Here is a 22316-nt window from a genome sequence, read left to right on the forward strand (position 1 = left end):
AAAAAGCGTCATACGCTGTTACAAATTAAGATTTTTCGTTCTTAACCCCCGATTAATCCCACCCCGTCAATCTGCAACGGCTGGCGAAGCATTGCGCTCGCCTTGGGTTTGAAGCACCTCACCCAAAGGCATCATCACTCGCCGATTTACGCAGCGTGCGTCCGAATATATCTATTAATTCGATTTTTAGACGCTATTTTTTGCGCTTTTTAATCAAATTAATCGGAGTAGCATTAAACCCATAGAAACAAACAACCTCTCGCACCCAAAGGAGCAACGACCATGAAAAGCAAACTGATCCTCACCCTGGCCCTCTCGGTATTCGCTGCTGGCGCATTCGCCGAAGATGGTTTTGACCGCACCAACGCCCACACTTTCGCCGCCGCTCAAACTCAATCGGCCAGCTATGCAGAAGACGGCTTCGACCACACTGGCGCTCAGCGCTTCGCCGAAGATGGCTTCGATCACACCGGCGCCCAACGCTTCGCCGAAGATGGTTTCGACCACACCGGCGCCCAACGCTTCGCTGAAGATGGCTTCGACCACACCAACGCCCAACGCTTCGCCGAAGACGGCTTCGACCGCACCAACGCCCACCGCCTCAGCTGATCCCTGTTGCGCGCTACCAGCCCGGCCTCGCGCCGGGCTTGATCATTTTCAGGCGGACAAAGGCTTGGCACACTAGGCACCTCGTTCCCAGGATGCTGGCAGATGTACTACTACGAACCCGCCAAAGGCCACGGCCTGCCCCACGACCCGTTCAACGCCATCGTCGGCCCGCGCCCGATCGGCTGGATTTCCTCGCAGAGCCAGGACGGCCAGCTGAACCTCGCGCCGTACAGCTTCTTCAACGCCTTCAACTACATTCCACCAATCATCGGTTTCTGCAGCGTCGGGCGCAAAGACAGCCTGAACAACATCGAGCAGACCGGCGAATTCGTCTGGAACCTGGCGACTCGGCCACTGGCCGAGCAGATGAACCAGAGCTGCGCGGCCGTCGCCGCCGATGTCAACGAATTCGAACTGAGCGGCCTGACTGCGGTGCCATCGAATATCGTCAAGGTGCCACGCGTAGGCGAAACGCCGGTGGCCTTCGAGTGCAAGGTGAGCCAGATCGTCCAGCTCAAGCGCGCCGATCAGGCACTGGTGCCCAGCTGGCTGATTCTGGGTGAGGTGGTGGCGGTGCACATTGCCGAGCACCTGCTGAAGAACGGCATCTACGATACCGCTGCCGCCGAGCCGATCCTGCGTGGCGGTGGCCCGGCGGATTACTTCGAGTTGGGCAACCTGTTCAAGATGGCTCGCCCACAGGCCTGATCACCAGATCAGTTCGCCTTCCTCGCCCACGCCCTGCAGGCGTGCAAGCTCGGCGCAGGCGGCTTCGTCAGCCGCCATGGCGCTTTTGAACACTTGCTCGTCGAGTACCTTGTGGAAACGCGGCGCGCCGCCCATGCCCAGGGCCTTGACCGCGATGGCGGCGTTATAGCCACCGCCTTCCACCGGGACCATCGCCGAAACCGCTTCGAAATGCGGGAATTCTCTACGTGCCATGTTGCCATCCGCCTGTTGATCGAGGGGCGGCATTCTAACCGTGTTTCAATCGAAGGTATGCAGGTCGAGGCTGCTGACGACCTGCGCCTGAACCAGCTCGCCAAACACATTGAGGGTGGGCGAGGCGAAGTAGCCACTCATCGCCTGTTGATCCTGCCAACTGCCGCTGAGCAGCCACAGGTCGGCGTCGGCCTGGGAACGCTGCACGGTGAAGCTCAGGCAGCCCGGGGTGCGCAAGGACGGCTCCAGCAAGTCGCGCAGGCGGGCGCCGAGTTCTGCGGAGCGACCGCTGCTGGCACGGATGAAGGCCAGATGGGTGACCGGTTGTCGTAGGGTCATTGCACGATCTCCTTGAAGCAGGCGGGCGGATAAACCAGGCTGCCAAGGTTAGGGGCTGGCGCGCGCGACGCGTTAGGCCATTACTGCTCACCGATTGCCTGATCCTGCAGCGCGGCAGGATCAGGCAATCGACGTGCAGCTTTCGACTAGCGCCTGCCATTGCCCAAACCTATGCTGCGTCGGTCAGCAGAGGAAAGCCATCATGACTACCGCCCCGTCCATCGACCCGACCCTGGAAGTGCAACGCCAGGAACTGGCCGCGTTGATCCGCAAGCACGCTGGCGAGCCCCATGGTCCCGCCTCGGCCATCGACGACCTGTATCTGGTGCGCTACACCGAAAACGTCCGTTCGGTGCCGACCTTGGCTCAACCGGCGCTGTGCATCCTGGCGCAGGGCAGCAAAAGCCTGTTCCTCGGCGACGAACAATACGCCTACGACCCGTTGCACTACATGGTGGTATCGGTGACCTTGCCGCTGAGCGGCGTCAAGCTGGACGCCAGCCCGGAAAACCCGAGCCTGGGCATTCGCATGGACCTCGACCCGGCCGAAATCAGCCAGCTGATCGCCGAGAGCGGGCCGATGCTGGTGCCCAATCTGCCCTCCGGCCGTGGCCTGTATGTGGAACGCACCGACCCGCAACTGCTCGACGCGCTGCTGCGGCTGGTCCGCTTGCTGGATTCACCGCGCGACATCGGCATGCTGGCGCCGCTGATTCGTCGCGAGATTCTCTACCGCCTGCTGCGTGGGCCGCAGGGTTATCGTCTGTACGAAATCGCCCTGGCCAACAGCCAGACCCACCGGGTGTGCCAGGCCATCACCTGGCTCAACCAGAACTACCAACAGCCGCTGCGCATCGAGGACCTGGCCCGTGAGGTCAACCTCAGTACCTCGACCTTGCATCACCGCTTCAAGGCCGTGACCTCCATGAGCCCGCTGCAGTACCAGAAGCAACTGCGCCTGCAGGAGGCGCGGCGGCTGATGCTCAACGACGGCCTGGAAGCGGCGGTGGCGGGCTATCGGGTGGGGTATGAAAGCCCGTCACAGTTCAGCCGCGAGTACAGCCGGCTGTATGGCGCACCGCCGATTCGTGATGTGGCGAGGTTGCGCGCCAGCGCGGGTTGATATCAGCCCGCGACCGCTGCCTGCCACTGGTTCTGATCGACCTGGATCAGCGTCGGCCCCTTGCGCTCCACCGCCCTTGCCAGCGCAGCTTGCAGTTGCTCGACATCGGCCACATGCTCGGCATCGGCGCCCAACGCCCGCGCCACGCCGATGAAATCCGGGGTATGAATGTCCACCCCGACCGGCTCGATCGCCCGGTTGACCATGTACTTCTTGATCTCCTCGTAACCCTGGTTATTCCACAGCAGCACGATCATCGGCACCTGCGCCTCTACCGCGCTGGCCAGTTCCGGCAGGGTGAACTGCATGCCGCCATCGCCAATCAGGCAGACCGCTGGCGCACGCTCAGCCGCTTGCTCGGCGCTGCCCAACCAGGCGCCCATCGCCGCTGGCAACGCATAGCCCAAAGTGCCGTAGCCGGTCGAAGCATTGAACCAGCGGCGCGGCTGATCCATGTCCAGGGTCAGGTTGCCGGTGTATACCGGCTGGGTCGAGTCACCGACCAGAATGGCGTTGGGCAGGCTTTGCAGAATGCTGCTCAGCAGGCGTGTCTGGCTCAGCGTCGGCTGGTCCCAGCCCGTTGCCAACGCGTCGCGCAGGCGCTGCGCGCGGGCAACGCCCCAGCCCTCGGCACGCACCGGTGCGGGAAGCTGACGCAAGGCCTCAAGCAGGGATTGCGCGGCCAGTTCGGCATCCGCCACCAGCGCCAGCTCCGGCAGGTAGTTGCGCACGGTCTGGTCCGGGTCGATGTCGATGCGCAGCAGGCTGCCGGGAATCTTGAAACCGCCCTTGAAGGTCACGTCATAGTCGGTCTCGGCCAGTTCAGTGCCGATCGCCAGCACCACATCGGCCTCTTCCACCAGCTCACGGGTGACGACCAGCGATTGGGTCGAACCGATCTGCAGCGGGTGGCTGGCTGGCAGCAGGCCTTTGGCATTGATGGTCAATGCCACCGGTGCCTGCAAGTGCTCAGCCAGCAGCGCCAACGGTGCAGCCGCAGCCAGTGCGCCACCACCGGCCAGGATCAGCGGTCGGCGGGCATTGGCCAGGCGTTCGGCCATGGCGGATACGGCCTGGGGAGCGGCACCTGCGCGGGCACTGCGCACAGGGCGGCCGGGCAGCAGGTGGTCGGCGGGCTCGACCAGCACGTCCAGCGGGATCTCGATATGCACCGGGCGCGGGCGGGCGCCATCGAACACGGCAAAGGCGCGAGCCAGCACCTGCGGCAGGTCATCGGCGCTCATCAGCGTCTGCGAGAACGCCGCCACACCCGACACCAGCGCTGCCTGGTTCGGCAGTTCGTGCAGCTTGCCGCGGCCACCGCCCAGCTGATCGCGCGACTGCACACTGGAGATCACCAGCATCGGGATCGAATCGGCATAGGCCTGGCCCATGGCGGTGGTGATGTTGGTCATGCCGGGGCCGGTGATGATGAAGCACACGCCTGGCTTGCCACGGGTACGCGCATAGCCATCAGCCATGAATCCGGCGCCCTGCTCGTGGCGCGGGGTGATATGGCGGATCGACGAGCGCGCCAGACCACGGTAGAGCTCCACGGTATGTACGCCGGGAATGCCGAAGACATGGTCCACGCCATAGCCTTCAAGGAGTTTGACCAATACTTCGCCGCAGGTTGCCATGGGGTTTCACCTAAGATCTTGTTGGGGAGAATCTTGTTGCAATCTGCGCCCATTGGACCCAAGGCAGCGCTACCGCCACAATGCAAAAAAACACATACTAGCCATGTCCTGTAATCATGGCTCAGCGCAATGAAACGGTTACCGCCCCTGCCCGCCCTGCACACCTTTCTGGTCACCGCGCAGCACTGCAATTTCACCCGTGCCGCACAGCAGCTGCATATCACCCAGGGCGCCGTCAGCCGGCAGATTGCCGGGCTCGAGGAGCACCTGGGCTACGCCTTGTTCCAGCGCCAGGCTCGCGGCCTGAGCCTGACCCGCGAAGGCCAGGACTGGCTGCCTCGGGTGCAGCAGATCTTCGGCCTTATCGAACAAGGCGTGCGCGAAGTGGGCGGGCGCAGCGCCACCTTGCAGCTCAAGGCACCGACCTGCGTGATGCGCTGGCTGCTGCCGCGGCTGATGGAGTGGCAGGCACTGCGGCCCGACGTGCCGGTCGAGTTGACCACCACGGTGCAGCACGGGGTGGACTTTCGCCGTGAGGGGTTCGATGCCGCCGTGGTCTATGGCGCTGCGCCGAACCATGGGCTGCGGGTGCGCAAGCTGTTCGACGAGCAACTGACACCGGTGTGTGCGCCTTCGCTGTTGAACGGGGCGGTGCCCCTGCAACAGATCCAGGATCTGGCCCGGCACATGCTGCTGCATCCATCACGGGATGAACATGACTGGCGGCTGTGGCTGCAGGCAGCAGGCGTGGTGCTGGAAGCACAGGGGCCCAAGCAGCATTTCGAAACGCTGGACATGGCGATGGCCATGGCATCGCAGGGAACCGGGGTGGCGATTGGTGATTGGGCGCTGATCGGTGATGACTTGCGCGGGGGGCGGCTGTGCATGCCGTTTGCGCTGAAGGTGCAGACCGGTAAAGGGTATTACCTGGTGAGCCACCCCAAGAGCCATCCGCCAGGCTTGGTGGAATTGTTTGATTGGCTGGAAAGCCGAGCCAGTCAATGAGGGCCTATTCGCGGGCGCGCCCGCTCCCACAGGTTCGGCACAAGGCTTGAAACCTGTGCAGTACCTGTGGGAGCGGGCATGCCCGCGAAGCAGGCGACTCAGTAACCGACGGTGAAGCGCTGGCGCGAGTGCGCCGGTTTCTCCAGCTCATCGAGCATGGCAATGGCAAAGTCGGCAAAGGTGATCGTGCTTTTGCCATCCGCACCAATCAGCAGATGGTCCTTGCCCAGTTTGTAGTGCCCGCTGCGCTCGCCTTCGACGAACTCCGCCGAGGGCGAGAGGAAGGTCCAGTCCAGTGTCGGCTCCTGACGCAGCGCATCGAGAAAACGCACCCCGGCACTGGCCTCGGCCTTGTAGGCCTCCGGGAAGTCCGGGCTGTCGATCACGCGGTGCCCGGAAGGCAGCAGCAGGCTGCCTGCGCCGCCCACCACCAACAGGCGCTTGACCCCGGCACGCTTGACCGGCTCGATGATGGCCTGGGGCTCGAGGGTCGAGAAATGCGCTGCACTGAGCACCGCGTCGACACCTGCGACCGCCTGCTGCAGGGCTGCACTGTCCTTGGCATCCAATGCCTGGGTGGTTACACCTTCGCGCCCCTGTAGCCTCGATGGATCACGGGCAATGGCCACCACACTGTGGCCACGACGCAGGGCTTCTTCCAGCAACTGGCTGCCGGCACGGCCGGTGGCGCCAATGATTGCGATCTTGCTCATCGAAAATGCTCCTGTCAGTTGAACGGAATTACCACTTCATTTCGCCCTTGGCGACCTTCGCGCCGAGCTCCAGCGAACTCTCATCGGCAAGCGCGGGATAGCGCTGTTTCATCGCCTCAATCAACGCGCCGCTATCCTTCGCCCTGGCCGCTTCGGCATCGAACGCGCGGATGTAGCCCGCCGTGAAGCGCACGGCGTCGAGTGAGTGGTCGCTCTGGCCCAGGTAATGGCCAGGCACCACCGTACGCGGTGCCAAGGTCTCGATCTTCGCCAGGGTCGCAAGCCAGTCGGCGTGGGACTTGGCCGTCTGGGTGTCGGCCATCCACACATGGATGTTCTGCGCAACCACGACACCGCCGACCACAGCCCTGATCGACGGAATCCAGACGAAACTGCGATCCGGTTGCGGGCCATCCAGGCCGACGACCTCCAGCGACTGCCCTTCCAGCATCAGGGTGTGGCCGTGCAGCACCTGCGGTAGCACCAGCCGCGCCGGTTTGTCCGCGCCCATCTGCGGCCCCCAGTAGGCCAGCTTGGCGTCCATGGTCTGGCGGATATGGGCCAGCGTGGCTGCCGAGGCGAACACCTTGGCGTCGGGGAAGGCCTGGGTCACGGTATCGAGCCCGAAGTAGTAATCCGGGTCACCGTGGCTGATGTAGATGGTGGTCAGGCGTTTGCCGCTGGCTTGCAGGCGCTGCACCAACTGCTCGGCCTGGGCCTTGCCGAACTGGGCATCGACCAGGATGGCCTCTTTCTCGCCGCTGACGATCACCGAACTGACCGGGAAAATGGCCTGATGCCCCGGGTTGTATACCTCGAGCTGCAACGGCTCGGCAGCCAGTGCCGGGCCGGCCAGGGTGATGCAGGCCAGCAGCAGGCCACGCAAGGGGGTGAAGAACGACATGGTAATTCCTGCGGGATGAACGATGGGCAACAGCTTAGTTGCCCGATCCATGACAAAAAATGCGATGCTCAGACATAGTTTGTTTCTAAAATCGGGCAAATCATGGACCGTCTCAACGCCATGCGCGTTTTCGTCACCGTCGTCGATCTGGGCAGCCAGTCCGCAGCGGCGGACCACCTGCAGCTGTCGCGGCCTGTGGTGTCGCGCTACCTGGCCGAGCTGGAGGAGTGGGTCGGCGCACGGCTGATGCAGCGCACCACGCGCAAGCTCAGCCTGACTGCTGCCGGCCAGGAAACCCTGCCCCGCTGCCGGCAGTTGCTGGAACTGGCCGGCGACCTGCAGGCTGCGGTGCAACAACCGCAAGATGCGCCTAAGGGTGCCCTGCGCATCAGCGTCAGTACGTCGTTTGGCCAGGCGCAGCTGGCCGATGCGGTCGCCGAGTATGTGCGGCGCTACCCAGGCGTGAAGGTTGAACTGCAGATGCTCGATCGCACGGTCAATCTGGTGGACGAGCGTATCGACCTGGCAATCCGTACCAGCAACGATCTGGACCCGAACCTGATTGCCAGGCGCCTGACCGTATGCCGCTCGGTGATCTGTGCAACGCCCGCCTACCTGCGCGAGCACGGCACGCCGCAGCGGGTCGAGGAACTGAGCCAGCACAACTGCCTGACCCATGCCTATTTTGGCCATAGCCTCTGGCATTTCGAGGTGGGCGGCCAACAGATTGCCGTGCCGGTGCAAGGCAACATCAGCGCCAACGAGGTCATGACACTGCAGAACGCGACACTGGCAGGTGCCGGCATCGCCATGCTGCCAACCTACCAGGCGGCCACGGCACTGCGCAGCGGCGCCCTGGTACGGCTGCTGCCTGAAGCGCGGCCACGGGAGCTGAACCTGAACGCGGTCTACACCTCGCGCAAGCATATGCCGGCGACCTTGCGCAGCATGCTGGATTTTCTGGTGCAACGGTTCAAAGACGAACCGGAGTGGGACCGGGATTTGTATTGACTATGCTTAGAGTGTCACCTGTGCAGTAACAGGAGGTGAGCACCATGGGCATCAAGTCCAGAAGAGTCGCCATGGTCATGGCCCTGACGGCGGTTGCAGCGCTGTATGGCTCGGCCTGCTGGCGCGCCGAACTGCTGCGCAGCCAGCCCAGTGCGGCCAACCGTTGCGAGCAGGAACACTGCGTGCCCCACACCGCAACCTTGAGTGCCGTCCGTTAGTTGATTGGCGCCATGCCAATCACTCCTCGACGCTCATGTACTCCTTGGCCCAGCGGATGTAATCCTCGGGCTGGGTGTAGGTGTGCGAGAGCTCGGTGGCGCTGAGGTTCTCGGACTTGTTCTGCTGGCCACGCTGCAGGCGCAGGCAGTCGTAGGTGGCCTTGATCGCGGCGAAGTAGGCGGCATGGCCGTCGACCACGATACGCACGCCCAGGCGAGCGAGTCGCTCGTCGTCACGCAGGTTGGGGTTGGCGTAGGTCACCAGCATCAGCGGCACGGTCAAGTGCTCGGCGATCTTTTCCAGCTGATCGAAATCCTTCACCCCGACCATGCAGATACCGTCGGCACCGGCCTTCTGGTAGCTCTGGGTGCGGACGATGATTTCCTCGGTGGTGAGCACGCCGGCATTGGTCCGGGCGATGATCGACAGCGACGAGTCGACGCGCGCTTCCAGCGCCGCACGGATCTTGCCGACGCCCTCCTCGACCGAGATCAGGTCGGTGGACTTGCGCCCGAACTGGGCAGGCAACAGGGTGTCTTCGATGGTCAGCGCAGCCACGCCGGCGCGCTCCAGTTCGATGACCGTGCGCATGACGTTGAGCGCGTTGCCGTAACCGTGGTCGGCATCGGCCAGCACCGGCAGTTGCGCCACGCGGCCAATGCGGGTGGCCTGCTCGACGAACTCGCTCAAGGTGATCAGGGCGAAGTCCGGTGCGGCCAGCACCTGCAACGAAGCCACCGAACCGCCGAGGATGCCGACTTCAAAGCCCAGGTCGGCAGCGATGCGTGCCGACATCGGATCGAACACGGAGGCGGTGTGATAGCAGGAACCTGAAGCGAGCAGCTCGCGGAAGGCAAAACGCAGATCTTGATGGGAAGCCTTGGGCATGATCACTCCGCTTATATATGTAGAAATTGAACGGTTGCTACCGACCCCTGAATCGGGTCTACCTGACCTGTTCCAACCGTCGCCATCTGGGCGGTCATGCTCGACATGCAGGCAGAGGAATAAAAGGTGTGGGAGACAGCGGCGTACAAACCCTGCGGCATAATGTTGCACCAGGCTGGTGCAGGCCGCGGCTTACAGCCCCTGTGGCATACCAACGATATCACGCGGCCATGCAGCGCTGGATGAATGCGCCAATGCCGATCTTGCATAGGCGATGCAGATAGTACATAGGAAGCTACCTAACTCGGGTTACAATCCCGCTATTCGCGTCGCCCTTTCAGACAAGGTACCTCCGTGACTGCCGCCCTGCCCCCGACCGTCCTGCGCAACGTGTTGACCGCCCTGATGCTGGCGATCTTCCTCGGTGCCCTCGACCAGACCATCGTCGCCGTCTCCCTGCCGGCCATCTCGGCCCAGTTCAACGATGTCGGTCTGCTGGCCTGGGTGATTTCCGGCTACATGGTGGCGATGACCGTGGCCGTGCCGATCTACGGCAAGCTCGGCGACCTGTATGGCCGGCGACGCATGATCCTCACCGGTATCAGCCTGTTCACCCTGGCCTCGATCGCCTGCGCCCTGGCCCAGGACATGCAGCAACTGGTCATGGCGCGCGTGCTGCAAGGCATTGGTGCCGGCGGCATGGTCTCGGTGAGCCAGGCGATCATCGGCGACTTCGTGCCTCCGCGCGAACGCGGCCGATACCAGGGCTACTTCAGCAGCATGTACGCCGTGGCGAGTGTGGCCGGGCCAGTGCTCGGCGGCTGGCTGACCGAGTACCTGTCCTGGCGCTGGGTGTTCTGGATCAACCTGCCGCTGGGCCTGGTCGCACTGTGGGCGATCCGCCGCGCCCTGGCCGGGATGCCGGTGCAGCACCGTCAGGCTCGGGTCGATTACCTCGGCGCGGTGCTGATGATCCTCGGCCTGGGCAGTCTGCTGCTGGGCATCACCCTGGTCGGCCAAGGCCAGGCGTGGAGCGCACCCGCGGTGCTGACCCTGTTCGCCTGCGCCTTGCTTGGCCTGAGCCTGTTCATTGGCCATGAGTGGCGCTGCCAGGAACCGCTGCTGCCCATGGGCCTGTTCGGCAACCGGGTGGCCGTGCTGTGCTGGGGGGTGATCTTCTTTGCCAGCTTCCAGTCGATTTCACTGACCATGCTGATACCGCTGCGCTACCAGGGCATCACTGGCGCCGGTGCCGACAGCGCCGCGCTGCACCTGCTGCCGCTGGTCACGGGCCTGCCCATGGGCGCCTACACCGGTGGCCGCATGACCAGCCGCACCGGGCGCTTCAAACCACAGATTCTGGCGGGTGCCGTGCTGATGCCCGTGGCGATCTTCGCCATGGCCATCACCCCACCACAGTCTGGCCTGCTCAGTGCCGTGTTCATGCTGCTGACCGGCATTGCCTGTGGCCTGCAGTTCCCGACCTCGCTGGTGGGCACGCAGAGTGCAGTGGAAAGCAAGGATATCGGCGTGGCCACCAGTACCACCAACCTGTTCCGCTCACTCGGCGGGGCCATGGGTGTGGCGTGCATGTCCAGCTTGTTGCTGGCGCTGTTGCAACAAGGTGGTTTCGAATTACTGGGCAACCCGCTACTGGGGAGCCTGAAGGCAGGTGAAGCGGATCCGCACACGCAGATGAAACTGCTGGAGACGTTCCGCCAGTTGTTGCTGGGCAGTGCGGGAGTTGCCTTGCTGGGGCTGCTGGCGGCCTTGGCGCTGCCGGACCGGCAATTGCGCGGCCGTTAAGGGCTGCGCAATTGCCGTAAGGCATTAATACTCACTTAATACATGAGGGAAACACTCCCTCACAATCCTTAACAAAGTGTCATTTGCGTAGCGCGGGGCTCAAGCGCAGCATATCCAGCCCTGTGTCGACCCATTTTTCCGCGTCGCGCAGCAGATCGAAGCTGTCCGGTAGCAGCAACCAGCGCCCGATCAAGCCGTCAACATAGGCGAACAAGGCGACAGAAGCGCGCCCGACATCCAGCTCCGCCGGCAACTGACCACGGCGAACGGCATTGGCCAGCGCCAGGTCGATGCCCACATGGCAGTCCAGCACCGCGCCTTGGCGCTGCTGGCGAATTTCACACATGTCATCGGTGAACTCGCACTTGTGATGCAGGATTTCATTGATACGCCGGGTACGGGCGTCCAGTACCAGCTCGTTGAGCACCTGCAGCAACAGCTTGCGCATGCAGCCGAGCGGGTCCAGTTCGTCTTCGCTTTCACTGGCCCGCGCCAGGTGGTCATGGGTTTCATGCAGGCTGTCGAGCAACGCCTGCACCAGCTCCGCCTTGTTGTTGAAGTGCCAGTAGATCGCGCCCCGGGTCACGCCCGCCAGCTCGGCGATGTCGGCCAGTGTGGTTCGCGCAACCCCGCGCTTGTAGAAGGCCTTTTCCGCTGCCTCTATGATCTGGGCACGGGTCTCCTGGGCTTCTTCTTTGGTTCGACGGACCATGGCAGTACAACCTCATCTGGGCCCGCTACGCTTCGCGCACGGGGAATCCGCCGGGGTCACCTCTGCAGGGTGCCTTCCGGATGGGCTAATCAAGGGCTGTGGTAGTAGCCAAGTACTACCCAGCGGTATTTACAAACAACCATGAATGTAAGTATATTCCTTAGCAAGCTATTTATCCACCGGATAGTTTTTTTCTGACAAGACTCTTCCATTACTCTTGAGCGTCTCCCTGCTCTTGCGACCCGAGGATCCTCATGCAATTCAAGCCAGCCGTTACCGCTCTGGTTTCCGCCGTCGCCCTGGCAACCCTGCTAAGTGGCTGTAAGAAAGAAGAAGCCGCGCCCGCAGCGCAGGCTCCTCAGGTCGGCGTCGTGACCATCCAACCGCAATCCTTCACCCTGACCTCGGAACTGCCAGGGCGTACCACTGCCTTCCGCGTCGCCGAAGTGCGCCCGCAGGTCAATGGCATCATCCTCAAGCGCCTGTTCAAGGAAGGCAGCGACGTCAAGGAAGGCCAGCAGCTGTACCAGATCGACCCTGCCGTGTATGAAGCGACCCTGGCCAACGCCCAGGCGAACCTGCAATCCACCAAGTCGCTGGCCGAGCGCTACAAGCAGCTGGTCAACGAGCAGGCGGTATCGAAGCAGGAGTACGACGATGCCAGTGCCAAACGATTGCAGGCCGAAGCTTCGCTGAAAAGCGCACAGATCGACCTGCGCTACACCAAGGTCCTCGCCCCGATCAGCGGTCGCATCGGCCGCTCCTCGTTCACCGAAGGCGCCCTGGTGAGCAATGGCCAGACCAACGCCATGGCCACCATCCAGCAGCTCGACCCGATCTACGTCGACGTCACCCAGTCCACCGCCGAGCTGCTCAAGCTGCGCCGTGACCTGGAAAGCGGCCAACTGCAGAAGGCCGGCGAAAACGCCGCCTCGGTGCAGCTGGTGCTGGAAGACGGCAGCCTGTTCAAGCAGGAAGGCCGCCTGGAGTTCTCCGAAGTCGCGGTCGACGAGACCACTGGCTCGGTGACCCTGCGTGCGCTCTTCCCCAACCCTGACCACACCCTGCTGCCTGGCATGTTCGTGCATGCGCGGCTCAAGGCCGGGGTCAACGCCAACGCCATCCTGGCCCCGCAACAGGGCGTGACCCGCGACCTCAAGGGCGCGCCGACCGCGCTGGTGGTCAACCAGGAGAACAAGGTCGAACTGCGCCAGCTCAAGGCCAGCCGTACCCTGGGCAGCGACTGGCTGATCGAGGACGGCTTGAACCCGGGCGACCGCCTGATCACCGAAGGCCTGCAGTACGTGCGCCCTGGCGTCGAGGTCAAGGTCAGCGACGCCACCAACGTCAAGAAGCCAGGCAGCCCTGATCAGGCCAACGCGGCCAAAGCAGACGCCAAAGCGGAGTAAACCATGTCGAAGTTCTTTATCGATCGCCCGATCTTCGCCTGGGTGATCGCCTTGGTGATCATGCTGGTCGGCGCCCTGTCGATCCTGAAGCTGCCGATCAACCAGTACCCGAGCATCGCGCCGCCGGCCATCGCCATCGCCGTGACCTACCCGGGCGCCTCGGCGCAGACCGTGCAGGACACCGTGGTGCAGGTCATCGAGCAGCAGCTCAACGGTATCGACAACCTGCGTTATGTGTCGTCGGAAAGCAACTCCGACGGCAGCATGACCATTACCGCCACCTTCGAGCAGGGTACCAACCCTGACACCGCCCAGGTCCAGGTGCAGAACAAGCTGAACCTGGCCACCCCACTGCTGCCGCAGGAAGTGCAGCAGCAAGGTATCCGTGTCACCAAGGCAGTGAAGAACTTCCTGCTGGTGATCGGCCTGGTGTCCGAAGACGGCAGCATGACCAAGGACGACCTGGCCAACTATATCGTCTCCAACATGCAGGACCCGATTTCGCGGACTGCCGGTGTGGGTGACTTCCAGGTGTTCGGTGCGCAGTACGCCATGCGTATCTGGCTCGATCCGGCCAAGCTGAACAAGTTCCAGCTGACCCCGGTCGACGTCAAGACCGCGGTTGCCGCGCAGAACGTGCAGGTGTCCTCCGGCCAGCTCGGCGGCCTGCCCGCCATGCCGGGTACCCAGCTGAACGCCACCATCATCGGCAAGACCCGCCTGCAGACCGCCGAGCAGTTCGAGAAGATCCTGCTCAAGGTCAACACCGACGGTTCGCAGGTGCGTCTGGGCGATGTCGCCCAGGTCGGCCTGGGCGGCGAAAACTACGCGGTCAGCGCACAGTTCAACGGCAAGCCGGCTTCCGGCCTGGCCGTAAAACTGGCCACCGGCGCCAACGCCCTGGACACCGCCAAGGCCCTGCGCAAGACCATTTCCGACCTGGAACCGTTCTTCCCGCCTGGGGTGAAAGCGGTATTCCCGTATGACACCACCCCGGTGGTCACCGAGTCGATCAGCGGCGTGATCCACACCCTGATCGAAGCCGTGGTCCTGGTGTTCCTGGTGATGTACCTGTTCCTGCAGAACTTCCGCGCCACCATCATCACCACCATGACTGTCCCGGTGGTGTTGCTGGGTACCTTCGGCATCCTTGCCGCTGCGGGCTTCAGCATCAACACCCTGACCATGTTCGCCATGGTCCTGGCCATCGGCTTGCTGGTGGACGACGCCATCGTCGTGGTGGAGAACGTCGAGCGGGTGATGTCCGAAGAGGGCCTGCCGCCCAAGGAGGCGACCAAGCGCTCCATGGAGCAGATCCAGGGCGCCCTGGTGGGTATCGCCCTGGTGCTGTCGGCGGTACTGCTACCCATGGCGTTCTTCGGCGGCTCCACCGGTGTGATCTACCGGCAGTTCTCCATCACCATCGTCTCGGCCATGGGCCTGTCGGTGCTGGTGGCGCTGATCTTCACCCCGGCACTCTGCGCAACCATGCTCAAGCCGCTGAAGAAAGGCGAGCACCACACCGCCAAAGGTGGCTTCTTCGGCTGGTTCAACCGCAACTTTGACCGCAGCGTAAACGGTTACGAGCGTAGCGTTGGCGCAATCCTGCGCAACAAGGTGCCGTTCCTGCTGGCCTATGCGCTGATCGTCGTCGGCATGATCTGGCTGTTCGCTCGCATCCCGACCGCGTTCCTGCCTGAAGAAGACCAGGGTGTACTGTTCGCCCAGGTGCAGACGCCAGCCGGCTCCAGTGCCGAGCGCACCCAGGTGGTGGTCGACCAGATGCGTGAGTACCTGCTCAAGGATGAAGCCGACACTGTGTCGTCGGTATTCACCGTCAACGGCTTCAACTTCGCCGGCCGTGGCCAGAGCTCCGGTATGGCGTTCATCATGCTCAAGCCGTGGGGTGAGCGTTCGGCCGAGAACAGCGTGTTCAACCTCGCCCAGCGCGCCCAGCAGCACTTCTTCACCTTCCGCGATGCGATGGTGTTCGCCTTCGCCCCGCCTGCGGTACTGGAGCTGGGTAACGCCACCGGCTTCGACGTGTTCCTGCAGGACCGCGGCGGTGTCGGCCATGCCAAGCTGATGGAAGCACGCAACCAGTTCCTGGCCAAGGCCGCGCAAAGCAAGATCCTCAGCGCCGTGCGCCCGAACGGCCTGAACGATGAACCGCAATACCAGCTGACCATCGATGACGAACGTGCCAGCGCCCTGGGCGTGACCATTGCCGACATCAACAACACCCTGTCGATTGCCCTGGGTGCCAGCTACGTCAACGACTTCATCGACCGTGGCCGGGTCAAGAAAGTGTACATCCAGGGTGAACCCAACTCGCGGATGAGCCCGGAAGACCTGCAGAAGTGGTACGTGCGCAACGGCGCTGGCGAGATGGTACCGTTCTCTTCCTTCGCCAAGGGCGAATGGACCTACGGTTCGCCGAAGCTGTCGCGTTACAACGGCGTCGAAGCGATGGAAATCCTCGGTGCCCCGGCGCCGGGCTACAGTACTGGTGAGGCCATGGCCGAAGTCGAGCGCATTGCCGGCGAATTGCCAGCCGGTGTCGGCTTCTCCTGGACCGGCATGTCCTACGAGGAAAAACTCTCCGGCTCGCAGATGCCGGCACTGTTCGCCCTCTCGGTCCTGTTCGTGTTCCTCTGCCTGGCAGCACTGTACGAAAGCTGGTCGATCCCGATCGCCGTCGTGCTGGTCGTACCGCTGGGTATCATCGGTGCACTGATCGCCACCAGCCTGCGCGGGTTGTCCAACGACGTTTACTTCCTGGTCGGCCTGTTGACCACCATCGGCCTGGCGGCGAAGAACGCGATCCTGATCGTCGAATTCGCCAAGGAACTGCACGAGCAGGGCCGCAGCCTGTACGACTCGGCCATCGAAGCCTGCCGCATGCGTCTGCGCCCGATCATCATGACCTCGCTGGCGTTCATCCTCGGCGTGGTACCGTTGACCATCGCCAGCGGCGCTGGCGCCGGCAGCCAGCATGCCATCGGCACCGGGGTGATCGGCGGCATGATCAGTGCGACCGTGTTGGCAATCTTCTGGGTACCGCTATTCTTCGTCGCAGTGTCGTCGCTGTTCGGCAGCAAAGAGCCGGAAAAAGACGCCACCCCTGAAACTCCACGTTATGAGGCTGGGCAATGACCAAGTCTTTGTTGTCCCTGGCGGTAACCGCTTTCATTCTCGGCGGCTGCTCGCTGATCCCTGACTACCAGACCCCGGAATCGCCGGTGGCCGCGCAGTGGCCGCAAGGCCCTGCGTACTCGCCGACCCAGTCGGCCGACGTGGCCGCCGCCGAACAGGGCTGGCGCCAGTTCTTCCATGACCCGGCACTGCAGCAGCTGATCCAGACCTCGCTGGTGAACAACCGTGACCTGCGTGTGGCGGCGTTGAACATCGACGCCTACCGCGCCCAGTACCGCATCCAGCGTGCCGACCTGTTCCCGGCGGTTTCGGCCACCGGCAGCGGCAGCCGCCAGCGCGTGCCGGCAAACATGTCGACCACTGGTGAATCCAGCATCACCAGCCAGTACTCGGCCACCCTGGGCGTCAGCGCCTATGAGCTGGACCTGTTCGGCCGCGTCCGCAGCCTGACCGAGCAGGCCCTGGAAACCTACCTGTCCAGCGAGCAGGCGCGCCGCTCCACGCAGATCGCCCTGGTGGCCAGCGTGGCCAACGCCTACTACACCTGGCAGGCCGACCAGGCGCTGTTCAAGCTGACCGAAGAGACGCTCAAGACCTACGAGGAAAGCTACAACCTGACCCGTCGCAGCAACGAAGTCGGTGTGGCTTCGGCGCTCGACGTCAGCCAGTCGCGTACCGCGGTGGAAGGCGCACGGGTCAAGTACTCGCAGTACCAGCGCCTGGTCGCCCAGGACGTCAATAGCCTGACCGTGCTGCTGGGCACCGGCATTCCGGCCGACATGGCCAAGCCGCTGGAGCTCAATGCCGACCAGCTGGCCGAAGTGCCGGCCGGCCTGCCGTCCGACATCCTCCAGCGTCGCCCGGACATCCAGGAAGCCGAACACCTCCTCAAGGCCGCCAATGCCAACATCGGTGCAGCCCGCGCAGCGTTCTTCCCGAGCATCAGCCTGACCGCCAACGCCGGCAGCCTGAGCCCCGACATGGGCCACCTGTTCGCGGGCGGCCAGGGCACCTGGCTGTTCCAGCCGCAGATCAATCTGCCGATCTTCAACGCCGGCAGCCTGAAGGCCAGCCTGGACTACTCGAAGATCCAGAAGGACATCAACGTCGCCAAGTACGAAAAGACCATCCAGACTGCCTTCCAGGAAGTCTCCGATGGCCTGGCGGCGCGCAAGACCTTCGAAGAGCAGCTGCAGGCGCAACGCGACCTGGTGCAGGCGAACCAGGACTACTACCGCCTGGCCGAACGCCGCTACCGCATCGGGATCGACAGCAACCTGACCTTCCTCGATGCCCAGCGCAACCTGTACTCGTCGCAACAGTCGCTGATCACCGACCGCCTCTCGCAGCTGACCAGCGAGGTCAACCTGTACAAGGCGCTCGGCGGTGGCTGGTACGAGCAGTCTGGCCAGGCCAACCAGCAAGCTTCGGTGGACACACCGAAGAGCTGATCGACCGGCAACAGCCTCAAGCCCAGCCTCGCGCTGGGCTTTTTGTTGGGCAAAATTAACCAGGCGGAACATAGCGTTCGATTATCGCCCAATACCGTTTGCGGCGAATTGCCTCACCCCCGCCCAGCCCCGCACCATCCTCCACGCAACGCTTCGCAAGTTCATCAAAAGACCCGCGCCTGCAGGCCGCATCCTGCAGCGCAGCGGTTCGCCCATAAAAACAAGAGATTTACGACAGATGAGCACTTCGCAACCCGCACGCCAGCTGCTGCCCGGCCTGTTGGCCATTTCCTGCGCCCTGCCTGTATACGCCGCCGACAATGGCGGGTTCATGGAGGACGCCAAAGCCAGCCTCAACCTGCGCAACTTCTACATCAACCGCAACTTCGTCGACCCGGCCTACCCGCAAGGCAAGGGCGAAGAATGGACCCAGAGCTTCATCCTCGATGCCCGCTCCGGCTTCACCCAAGGCACTGTCGGCTTCGGCGTGGACGTGCTGGGCCTGTATTCGATCAAGCTCGATGGCGGCAAAGGCACCGCCAATACCCAGCTGCTGCCGGTGCATGACGACGGCCGCCCCGCCGACGACTTCGGCCGCCTGGGCGTGGCATTGAAAGCCAAGGTGTCCGAGACCGAACTGAAAGTCGGTGAATGGATGCCGGTATTGCCGATCCTGCGCTCGGATGACGGCCGTTCGCTGCCGCAGACCTTCCGTGGTGGCCAGCTCACCTCGAAAGAGATCGAAGGCCTGACCCTGTATGCCGGCCAGTTCCGCGGCAACAGCCCGCGCAACGACGCCAGCATGGAAGACATGTCGCTCAACGGCCGCGCGGCCTTCACCTCCGACCGTTTCAACTTCGGCGGCGGTGAATACACCTTCAACGACAAACGCACCATGATCGGCCTGTGGGACGCCCAGCTCAAAGACATCTACCGCCAGCAGTACCTCAACCTGGTGCACAGCCAGCCGTTGGGCGAATGGACCCTGGGCGCCAACCTGGGCTACTTCTGGGGCAAGGAAGATGGCGCAGAACGTGCCGGCCAGCTGGACAACAAGACCGCCTCGGCGATGCTGTCGGCGCGCTACAAAGGCAACACCTTCTACGTCGGCCTGCAGAAAGTCAGCGGTGACAATGCCTGGCTGCGGGTCAACGGCACCAGTGGCGGCACCCTGGCCAACGACAGCTACAACTCGAGCTTCGACAATGCCAAGGAGCGCTCCTGGCAGGTCCGCCACGACTTCAACTTCGTCAGCGTCGGCATTCCCGGCCTGACCCTGATGAACCGCTACATCAAGGGCGACAATGTCACCGCCAGTGGCGTAACCGACGGCAAGGAATGGGCGCGGGAGAGCGAGCTGGCGTATGTGATCCAGTCCGGCACCTTCAAGGACCTGTCGGTGAAGTGGCGCAACTCCACCATGCGCCGGGACTTCAGCACCAACTCGTTCGACGAGAACCGGTTGATCGTGAGCTATCCGCTGAATCTGCTTTGAATCCACTGGCCTCTTCGCGGCTAAAGCCGCTCCCACAGCTACTGCGTCAGACCTGTGGGAGCGGCTTTAGCCGCGAAGAGGCCAGCTGCCTTTTAAATAATTAAAAGACATAACCAAATCAATAAACCTTCTTTGACGACATATGAAGTAACCGCTTAAATCGAGCCCTGTTCCACCGCAGAGCCTCGACATGGACCTTCGCCAGCTGCGCTACTTCATCGCCCTCACCGAATACCGCAGTTTCGTCCGTGCCGCCGAAGCCATGGGCATCACCCAACCCGCCTTCAGCCGGGCCATCCAGGGCCTCGAACACACCTTCGGTTGCCCCCTGGTCGACCGCGCCAGCAAAGCCCTGCCCCCTACCCCCGAGGGCCTGGTAGTGCTGCAGCACGCCCGCCGCCTGGTGCAAGGCGCTACTCAGCTGAGCAACGAAGTGCTGCAGATGACCAAGCTCGACGCTGGCGAGCTGCATTTCGGCAGCGGCCCGGCCCTGGCCGTGCGCCTGGTCCCGCAAGCGCTGCAACATTTCCTCGCCAGCCACCCCGGCATCCGCACGGCGCTGGTGGTGGACAATGCCGAGCGCTTGGGCCAGGCCCTGCGCCGCGAGCAGATCGAGTTCTTCGTCGATGACATCCGCCCCTTCGAAGCCGACCCCAACTTCCACACCGAACCGCTCACGCCACGCCCCGGGCTGTTCTTCTGCCGTCCCGGCCACCCGCTGCTGGCCAAGGACAGCCTGTCGACCAACGACCTGTTCGCCTACCCTTTGGCCAGTGCCCTGCTCGCCCCCGGCGTGCGCAAGCGCCTGGCCAACCTGAGCGGGCGCAGCGATTTCATCCCGCACTTGCAGACCGAGCACCTGGCGGTGTTGCGCAGCGTGGTGCTGGCCAGCGATGCCGTGGGCACGGCCAGCGAAGAAGCCGTGGCCGACGACCTCGCCAGCGGGCGCCTGGTGCGCCTGCACTGGCGCAACCTGCCACCGGCCCTGGAGGTGCTGAGCGTGAGATGTGGGGTGGTCAGCCGCAGCGGCTACCGGTTGTCACCGGCGGCACGGGCCATGATCGAGACCCTGGTGAGGCTGGATGCACCAATGCGCGCTGCTGCCATTCGCTGAACTGATGATGGTGGTGACCGCGGGCTATTCTCAGCTATATCGAGACATCGGCCACCCAGGGAGGAACAACAATGAAAAACCTCGTCGAACACCTGAGCCAATACGCCAACTACCACCGCGACCCACGCAACATCGCCACCCACTTCGTCGGCATTCCGCTGATCGTCGTAGCAGTGACTGTGCTGCTGTCACGCCCCGGCTGGGACGTTGCAGGCATCTGGCTATCCCCCGCCCTGCTCGCCGCAGCCGCTGCCGTGCGATTCTACCTGCGCCTGGACCTGCGCTTCGGCCTGGTCATGGGCCTGCTGCTGGGCCTGTGCCTGTGGATCGGCCAGGCACTGGCCACGCAATCCACCGGCCTGTGGCTCAGCGCCGGCCTGGGTGCGTTCGTGGTGGGCTGGATCATCCAGTTCGTCGGGCATCATTACGAAGGCCGCAAGCCGGCGTTCGTCGACGATATCAGCGGGCTGATCATCGGCCCGCTGTTCGTTGTGGCTGAAGCGGCATTCATGCTGGGCCTGTGCCCGGCATTGAAACAGGCCGTGGAAGCCAATGCCGGGCCAGTAGCCGTGCGCGGGGTTTAACCCCGCGACTCTACGCCCAGTTCATCCCACACCGACTCGGCCATGTGGAAGGTGGCATTGGCTGCCGGGATGCCGCAGTAGATCGCGCTCTGCATCAGCACTTCCTTGATCTCGTCGCGGGTCACGCCGTTGTTGGCTGCCGCACGCAGGTGCAGCTTGAGCTCGTCGTTGCGGTTCATGCCGATCAGCATGGCGATGGTGATCAGGCTGCGGGTGTGACGCGGCAGGCCTGGGCGGGTCCAGATGTCACCCCAGGCATGGCGGGTGATCATTTCCTGGAACTCGCCGTTGAAGTCGTTGAGCTTCTCCAGGCTGCGGTCCACGTGGGCATCGCCCAGCACTGCGCGGCGAACCTGCATGCCGGCGTCGTAACGTTGTTTCTCGTCCATGGCCAATTCCTCAGCGAGCCAGCAGGAAGTCGAGCACGCGGCGGCTGAAGGCCTCGCCAATCTCGACGTTGGACAGGTGCGCCGCCGGGAACTCGGCGTAGGTGGCACCGATGATACCGGCCTGCATGAAGCGGCCATGCTCCGGCGTGGTGACCACGTCTTCGGTGCCGGCGACGATCAGCGTCGCCACCTGGATGCGGCCCAGTTGCTCACGGAAATCGGCGTCACGCACGGCCGCGCAGTTGGCGGCATACCCTTGCGGGCTGGTTTGCGCCAGCATCTGGCAGATGCGCTGGGCTTCTTGTGGCTGCTGCTGGGCAAACGCCGGGGTGAACCAGCGGGCGATGGAGGCATCGCGCAGGTCGACCATGGCCTGCTGGCCGCCCTTGAGCACGGTGTCGATACGGGTGTTCCACACTTCGTCGTTGGCGATCTTGGCGGCGGTGTTGCACAGGGTCAGGCTGTGCAGGCGCGCCCCGGCATGAATACCCAGCCACTGGCCGATCAGGCCGCCCATGGACAGGCCGACGAAGTGCGCGTGCTGAATGTCCAGCGCGTCGAGCAGCGCCAGTACATCCTGGCCCAGTTGCTCGATGCTGTAGGGGCCATCGCTTACCAGCGAAGCGCCATGGCCACGGGTGTCGTAGCGCAGCACCCGGAAGTGTTCGCTCCACAGCGGAATCTGGCTGTCCCACATGCCCAGGTCAGTACCCAGCGAGTTGGACAGGACCAGCACCGGCGCATCGGCCGGGCCGTCGAGTTGGTAGTTCAATACGCCATCGGCCAGTTGCAAGTGCGCCACAGCGG

At 63.4% G+C, this 22316-nt stretch carries 22 protein-coding genes; 13 read left to right on the top strand and 9 right to left on the bottom strand.

From position 1 onward, the window contains the following. Window positions 1-282: 282 nt before the first annotated feature. Window positions 283-609, top strand: coding sequence for a hypothetical protein (locus N430_RS08895; protein ID WP_110636030.1), 327 nt, complete (start codon window positions 283-285; stop codon window positions 607-609). Between the two features lie 102 nt (window positions 610-711). Continuing rightward, window positions 712-1317, top strand: coding sequence for a flavin reductase family protein (locus tag N430_RS08900; protein ID WP_110636027.1), 606 nt, complete (start codon window positions 712-714; stop codon window positions 1315-1317). On the opposite strand, the gene N430_RS08905 is transcribed toward N430_RS08900, so the two are convergent. Further along, on the bottom strand, window positions 1318-1584 hold the full coding sequence (locus N430_RS08905; protein WP_079226713.1) for a hypothetical protein: 267 nt from the start codon (window positions 1582-1584) through the stop codon (window positions 1318-1320). A gap of 12 nt (window positions 1585-1596) precedes the next feature. Continuing rightward, the gene (locus tag N430_RS08910; protein ID WP_103449332.1) at window positions 1597-1890 is read right to left on the bottom strand and encodes a putative quinol monooxygenase; all 294 of its coding nucleotides are present in this window, start codon (window positions 1888-1890) and stop codon (window positions 1597-1599) included. 202 nt (window positions 1891-2092) lie between these two features. Here N430_RS08910 and N430_RS08915 point away from each other — a divergent pair, with 202 nt between their 5' ends. Next, window positions 2093-3013 carry an AraC family transcriptional regulator gene (locus N430_RS08915; protein WP_110636024.1) on the top strand — a complete coding sequence of 307 codons (921 nt, stop codon included), beginning with the start codon at window positions 2093-2095 and terminating at the stop codon, window positions 3011-3013. A 2-nt stretch (window positions 3014-3015) separates the two neighbouring features. Here N430_RS08915 and N430_RS08920 read toward each other — a convergent pair whose 3' ends face one another. Further along, window positions 3016-4653 carry a 5-guanidino-2-oxopentanoate decarboxylase gene (locus tag N430_RS08920; RefSeq protein ID WP_110636021.1) on the bottom strand — a complete coding sequence of 546 codons (1638 nt, stop codon included), beginning with the start codon at window positions 4651-4653 and terminating at the stop codon, window positions 3016-3018. A 129-nt stretch (window positions 4654-4782) separates the two neighbouring features. On the opposite strand from N430_RS08920, the gene N430_RS08925 reads away from it, so the two are divergent. Further along, entirely contained in the window at window positions 4783-5658 is an 876-nt protein-coding gene (locus N430_RS08925) for a LysR substrate-binding domain-containing protein (protein ID WP_110636019.1), read from the top strand. Between the two features lie 98 nt (window positions 5659-5756). Here the strand turns inward: N430_RS08925 and N430_RS08935 are convergent, their stop codons facing one another. Both N430_RS08935 and N430_RS08940 read right to left on the bottom strand, forming a co-directional pair. After that, entirely contained in the window at window positions 5757-6371 is a 615-nt protein-coding gene (locus N430_RS08935) for an NAD(P)-dependent oxidoreductase (RefSeq protein ID WP_110636016.1), read from the bottom strand. Window positions 6372-6399: 28 nt separating this feature from the next. Beyond that, window positions 6400-7275: an MBL fold metallo-hydrolase gene (locus N430_RS08940; RefSeq protein WP_110636013.1), complete on the bottom strand. Its 876-nt coding sequence runs from the start codon at window positions 7273-7275 to the stop codon at window positions 6400-6402. Between the two features lie 102 nt (window positions 7276-7377). Between N430_RS08940 and N430_RS08945 the strand changes: the two genes are divergently transcribed. Then, window positions 7378-8286: a LysR family transcriptional regulator gene (locus tag N430_RS08945; RefSeq protein WP_110636011.1), complete on the top strand. Its 909-nt coding sequence runs from the start codon at window positions 7378-7380 to the stop codon at window positions 8284-8286. Between the two features lie 44 nt (window positions 8287-8330). Next, a complete protein-coding gene (locus N430_RS29430) occupies window positions 8331-8504 on the top strand; it encodes a hypothetical protein (RefSeq protein ID WP_165837344.1) in 174 nt (57 codons plus the stop codon). A gap of 19 nt (window positions 8505-8523) precedes the next feature. Here N430_RS29430 and N430_RS08950 read toward each other — a convergent pair whose 3' ends face one another. After that, on the bottom strand, window positions 8524-9393 hold the full coding sequence (locus tag N430_RS08950; RefSeq protein ID WP_110636008.1) for an oxaloacetate decarboxylase: 870 nt from the start codon (window positions 9391-9393) through the stop codon (window positions 8524-8526). Window positions 9394-9747: 354 nt separating this feature from the next. Here N430_RS08950 and N430_RS08955 point away from each other — a divergent pair, with 354 nt between their 5' ends. Next, window positions 9748-11199, top strand: a complete 1452-nt coding sequence (locus N430_RS08955; protein ID WP_110636005.1) for an MDR family MFS transporter — start codon at window positions 9748-9750, stop codon at window positions 11197-11199. A gap of 79 nt (window positions 11200-11278) precedes the next feature. Here N430_RS08955 and ttgR read toward each other — a convergent pair whose 3' ends face one another. Further along, the gene (gene ttgR, locus N430_RS08960) at window positions 11279-11911 is read right to left on the bottom strand and encodes an efflux transport transcriptional regulator TtgR (protein ID WP_110636002.1); all 633 of its coding nucleotides are present in this window, start codon (window positions 11909-11911) and stop codon (window positions 11279-11281) included. A 254-nt stretch (window positions 11912-12165) separates the two neighbouring features. Between ttgR and ttgA the strand changes: the two genes are divergently transcribed. The 6 genes from ttgA to N430_RS08990 all read left to right on the top strand — a co-directional run bounded on the left by ttgA (window position 12166) and on the right by N430_RS08990 (window position 21120). Further along, complete coding sequence (gene ttgA / locus N430_RS08965) at window positions 12166-13320, top strand: toluene efflux RND transporter periplasmic adaptor subunit TtgA (RefSeq protein ID WP_110636000.1); 1155 nt, start codon at window positions 12166-12168, stop codon at window positions 13318-13320. A gap of 3 nt (window positions 13321-13323) precedes the next feature. Then, the gene (gene ttgB / locus N430_RS08970) at window positions 13324-16476 is read left to right on the top strand and encodes a multidrug efflux RND transporter permease subunit TtgB (protein WP_110635997.1); all 3153 of its coding nucleotides are present in this window, start codon (window positions 13324-13326) and stop codon (window positions 16474-16476) included. After that, window positions 16473-17927, top strand: a complete 1455-nt coding sequence (locus N430_RS08975; RefSeq protein WP_110635994.1) for an AdeC/AdeK/OprM family multidrug efflux complex outer membrane factor — start codon at window positions 16473-16475, stop codon at window positions 17925-17927. The genes ttgB and N430_RS08975 overlap by 4 nt, the downstream gene beginning before the upstream one ends. A 238-nt stretch (window positions 17928-18165) precedes the next feature. Continuing rightward, window positions 18166-19422 (top strand): OprD family porin, encoded by a 1257-nt coding sequence (locus N430_RS08980; RefSeq protein ID WP_110635991.1) that lies wholly within the window; start codon window positions 18166-18168, stop codon window positions 19420-19422. 190 nt (window positions 19423-19612) lie between these two features. After that, the gene (locus N430_RS08985) at window positions 19613-20536 is read left to right on the top strand and encodes a LysR family transcriptional regulator (RefSeq protein ID WP_110635988.1); all 924 of its coding nucleotides are present in this window, start codon (window positions 19613-19615) and stop codon (window positions 20534-20536) included. A 71-nt stretch (window positions 20537-20607) separates the two neighbouring features. Next, entirely contained in the window at window positions 20608-21120 is a 513-nt protein-coding gene (locus N430_RS08990; protein ID WP_110635984.1) for a DUF962 domain-containing protein, read from the top strand. Here the strand turns inward: N430_RS08990 and pcaC are convergent. Then, complete coding sequence (gene pcaC / locus N430_RS08995; protein WP_085675148.1) at window positions 21117-21509, bottom strand: 4-carboxymuconolactone decarboxylase; 393 nt, start codon at window positions 21507-21509, stop codon at window positions 21117-21119. The two genes, N430_RS08990 and pcaC, sit on opposite strands and share 4 nt — an antisense overlap. A gap of 10 nt (window positions 21510-21519) precedes the next feature. Further along, entirely contained in the window at window positions 21520-22311 is a 792-nt protein-coding gene (gene pcaD, locus N430_RS09000) for a 3-oxoadipate enol-lactonase (RefSeq protein WP_110635981.1), read from the bottom strand. Window positions 22312-22316 lie beyond the last annotated feature (5 nt).

It is taken from the genome of Pseudomonas sp. CC120222-01a (genome assembly GCF_003097235.1).
GTDB lineage: Bacteria > Pseudomonadota > Gammaproteobacteria > Pseudomonadales > Pseudomonadaceae > Aquipseudomonas.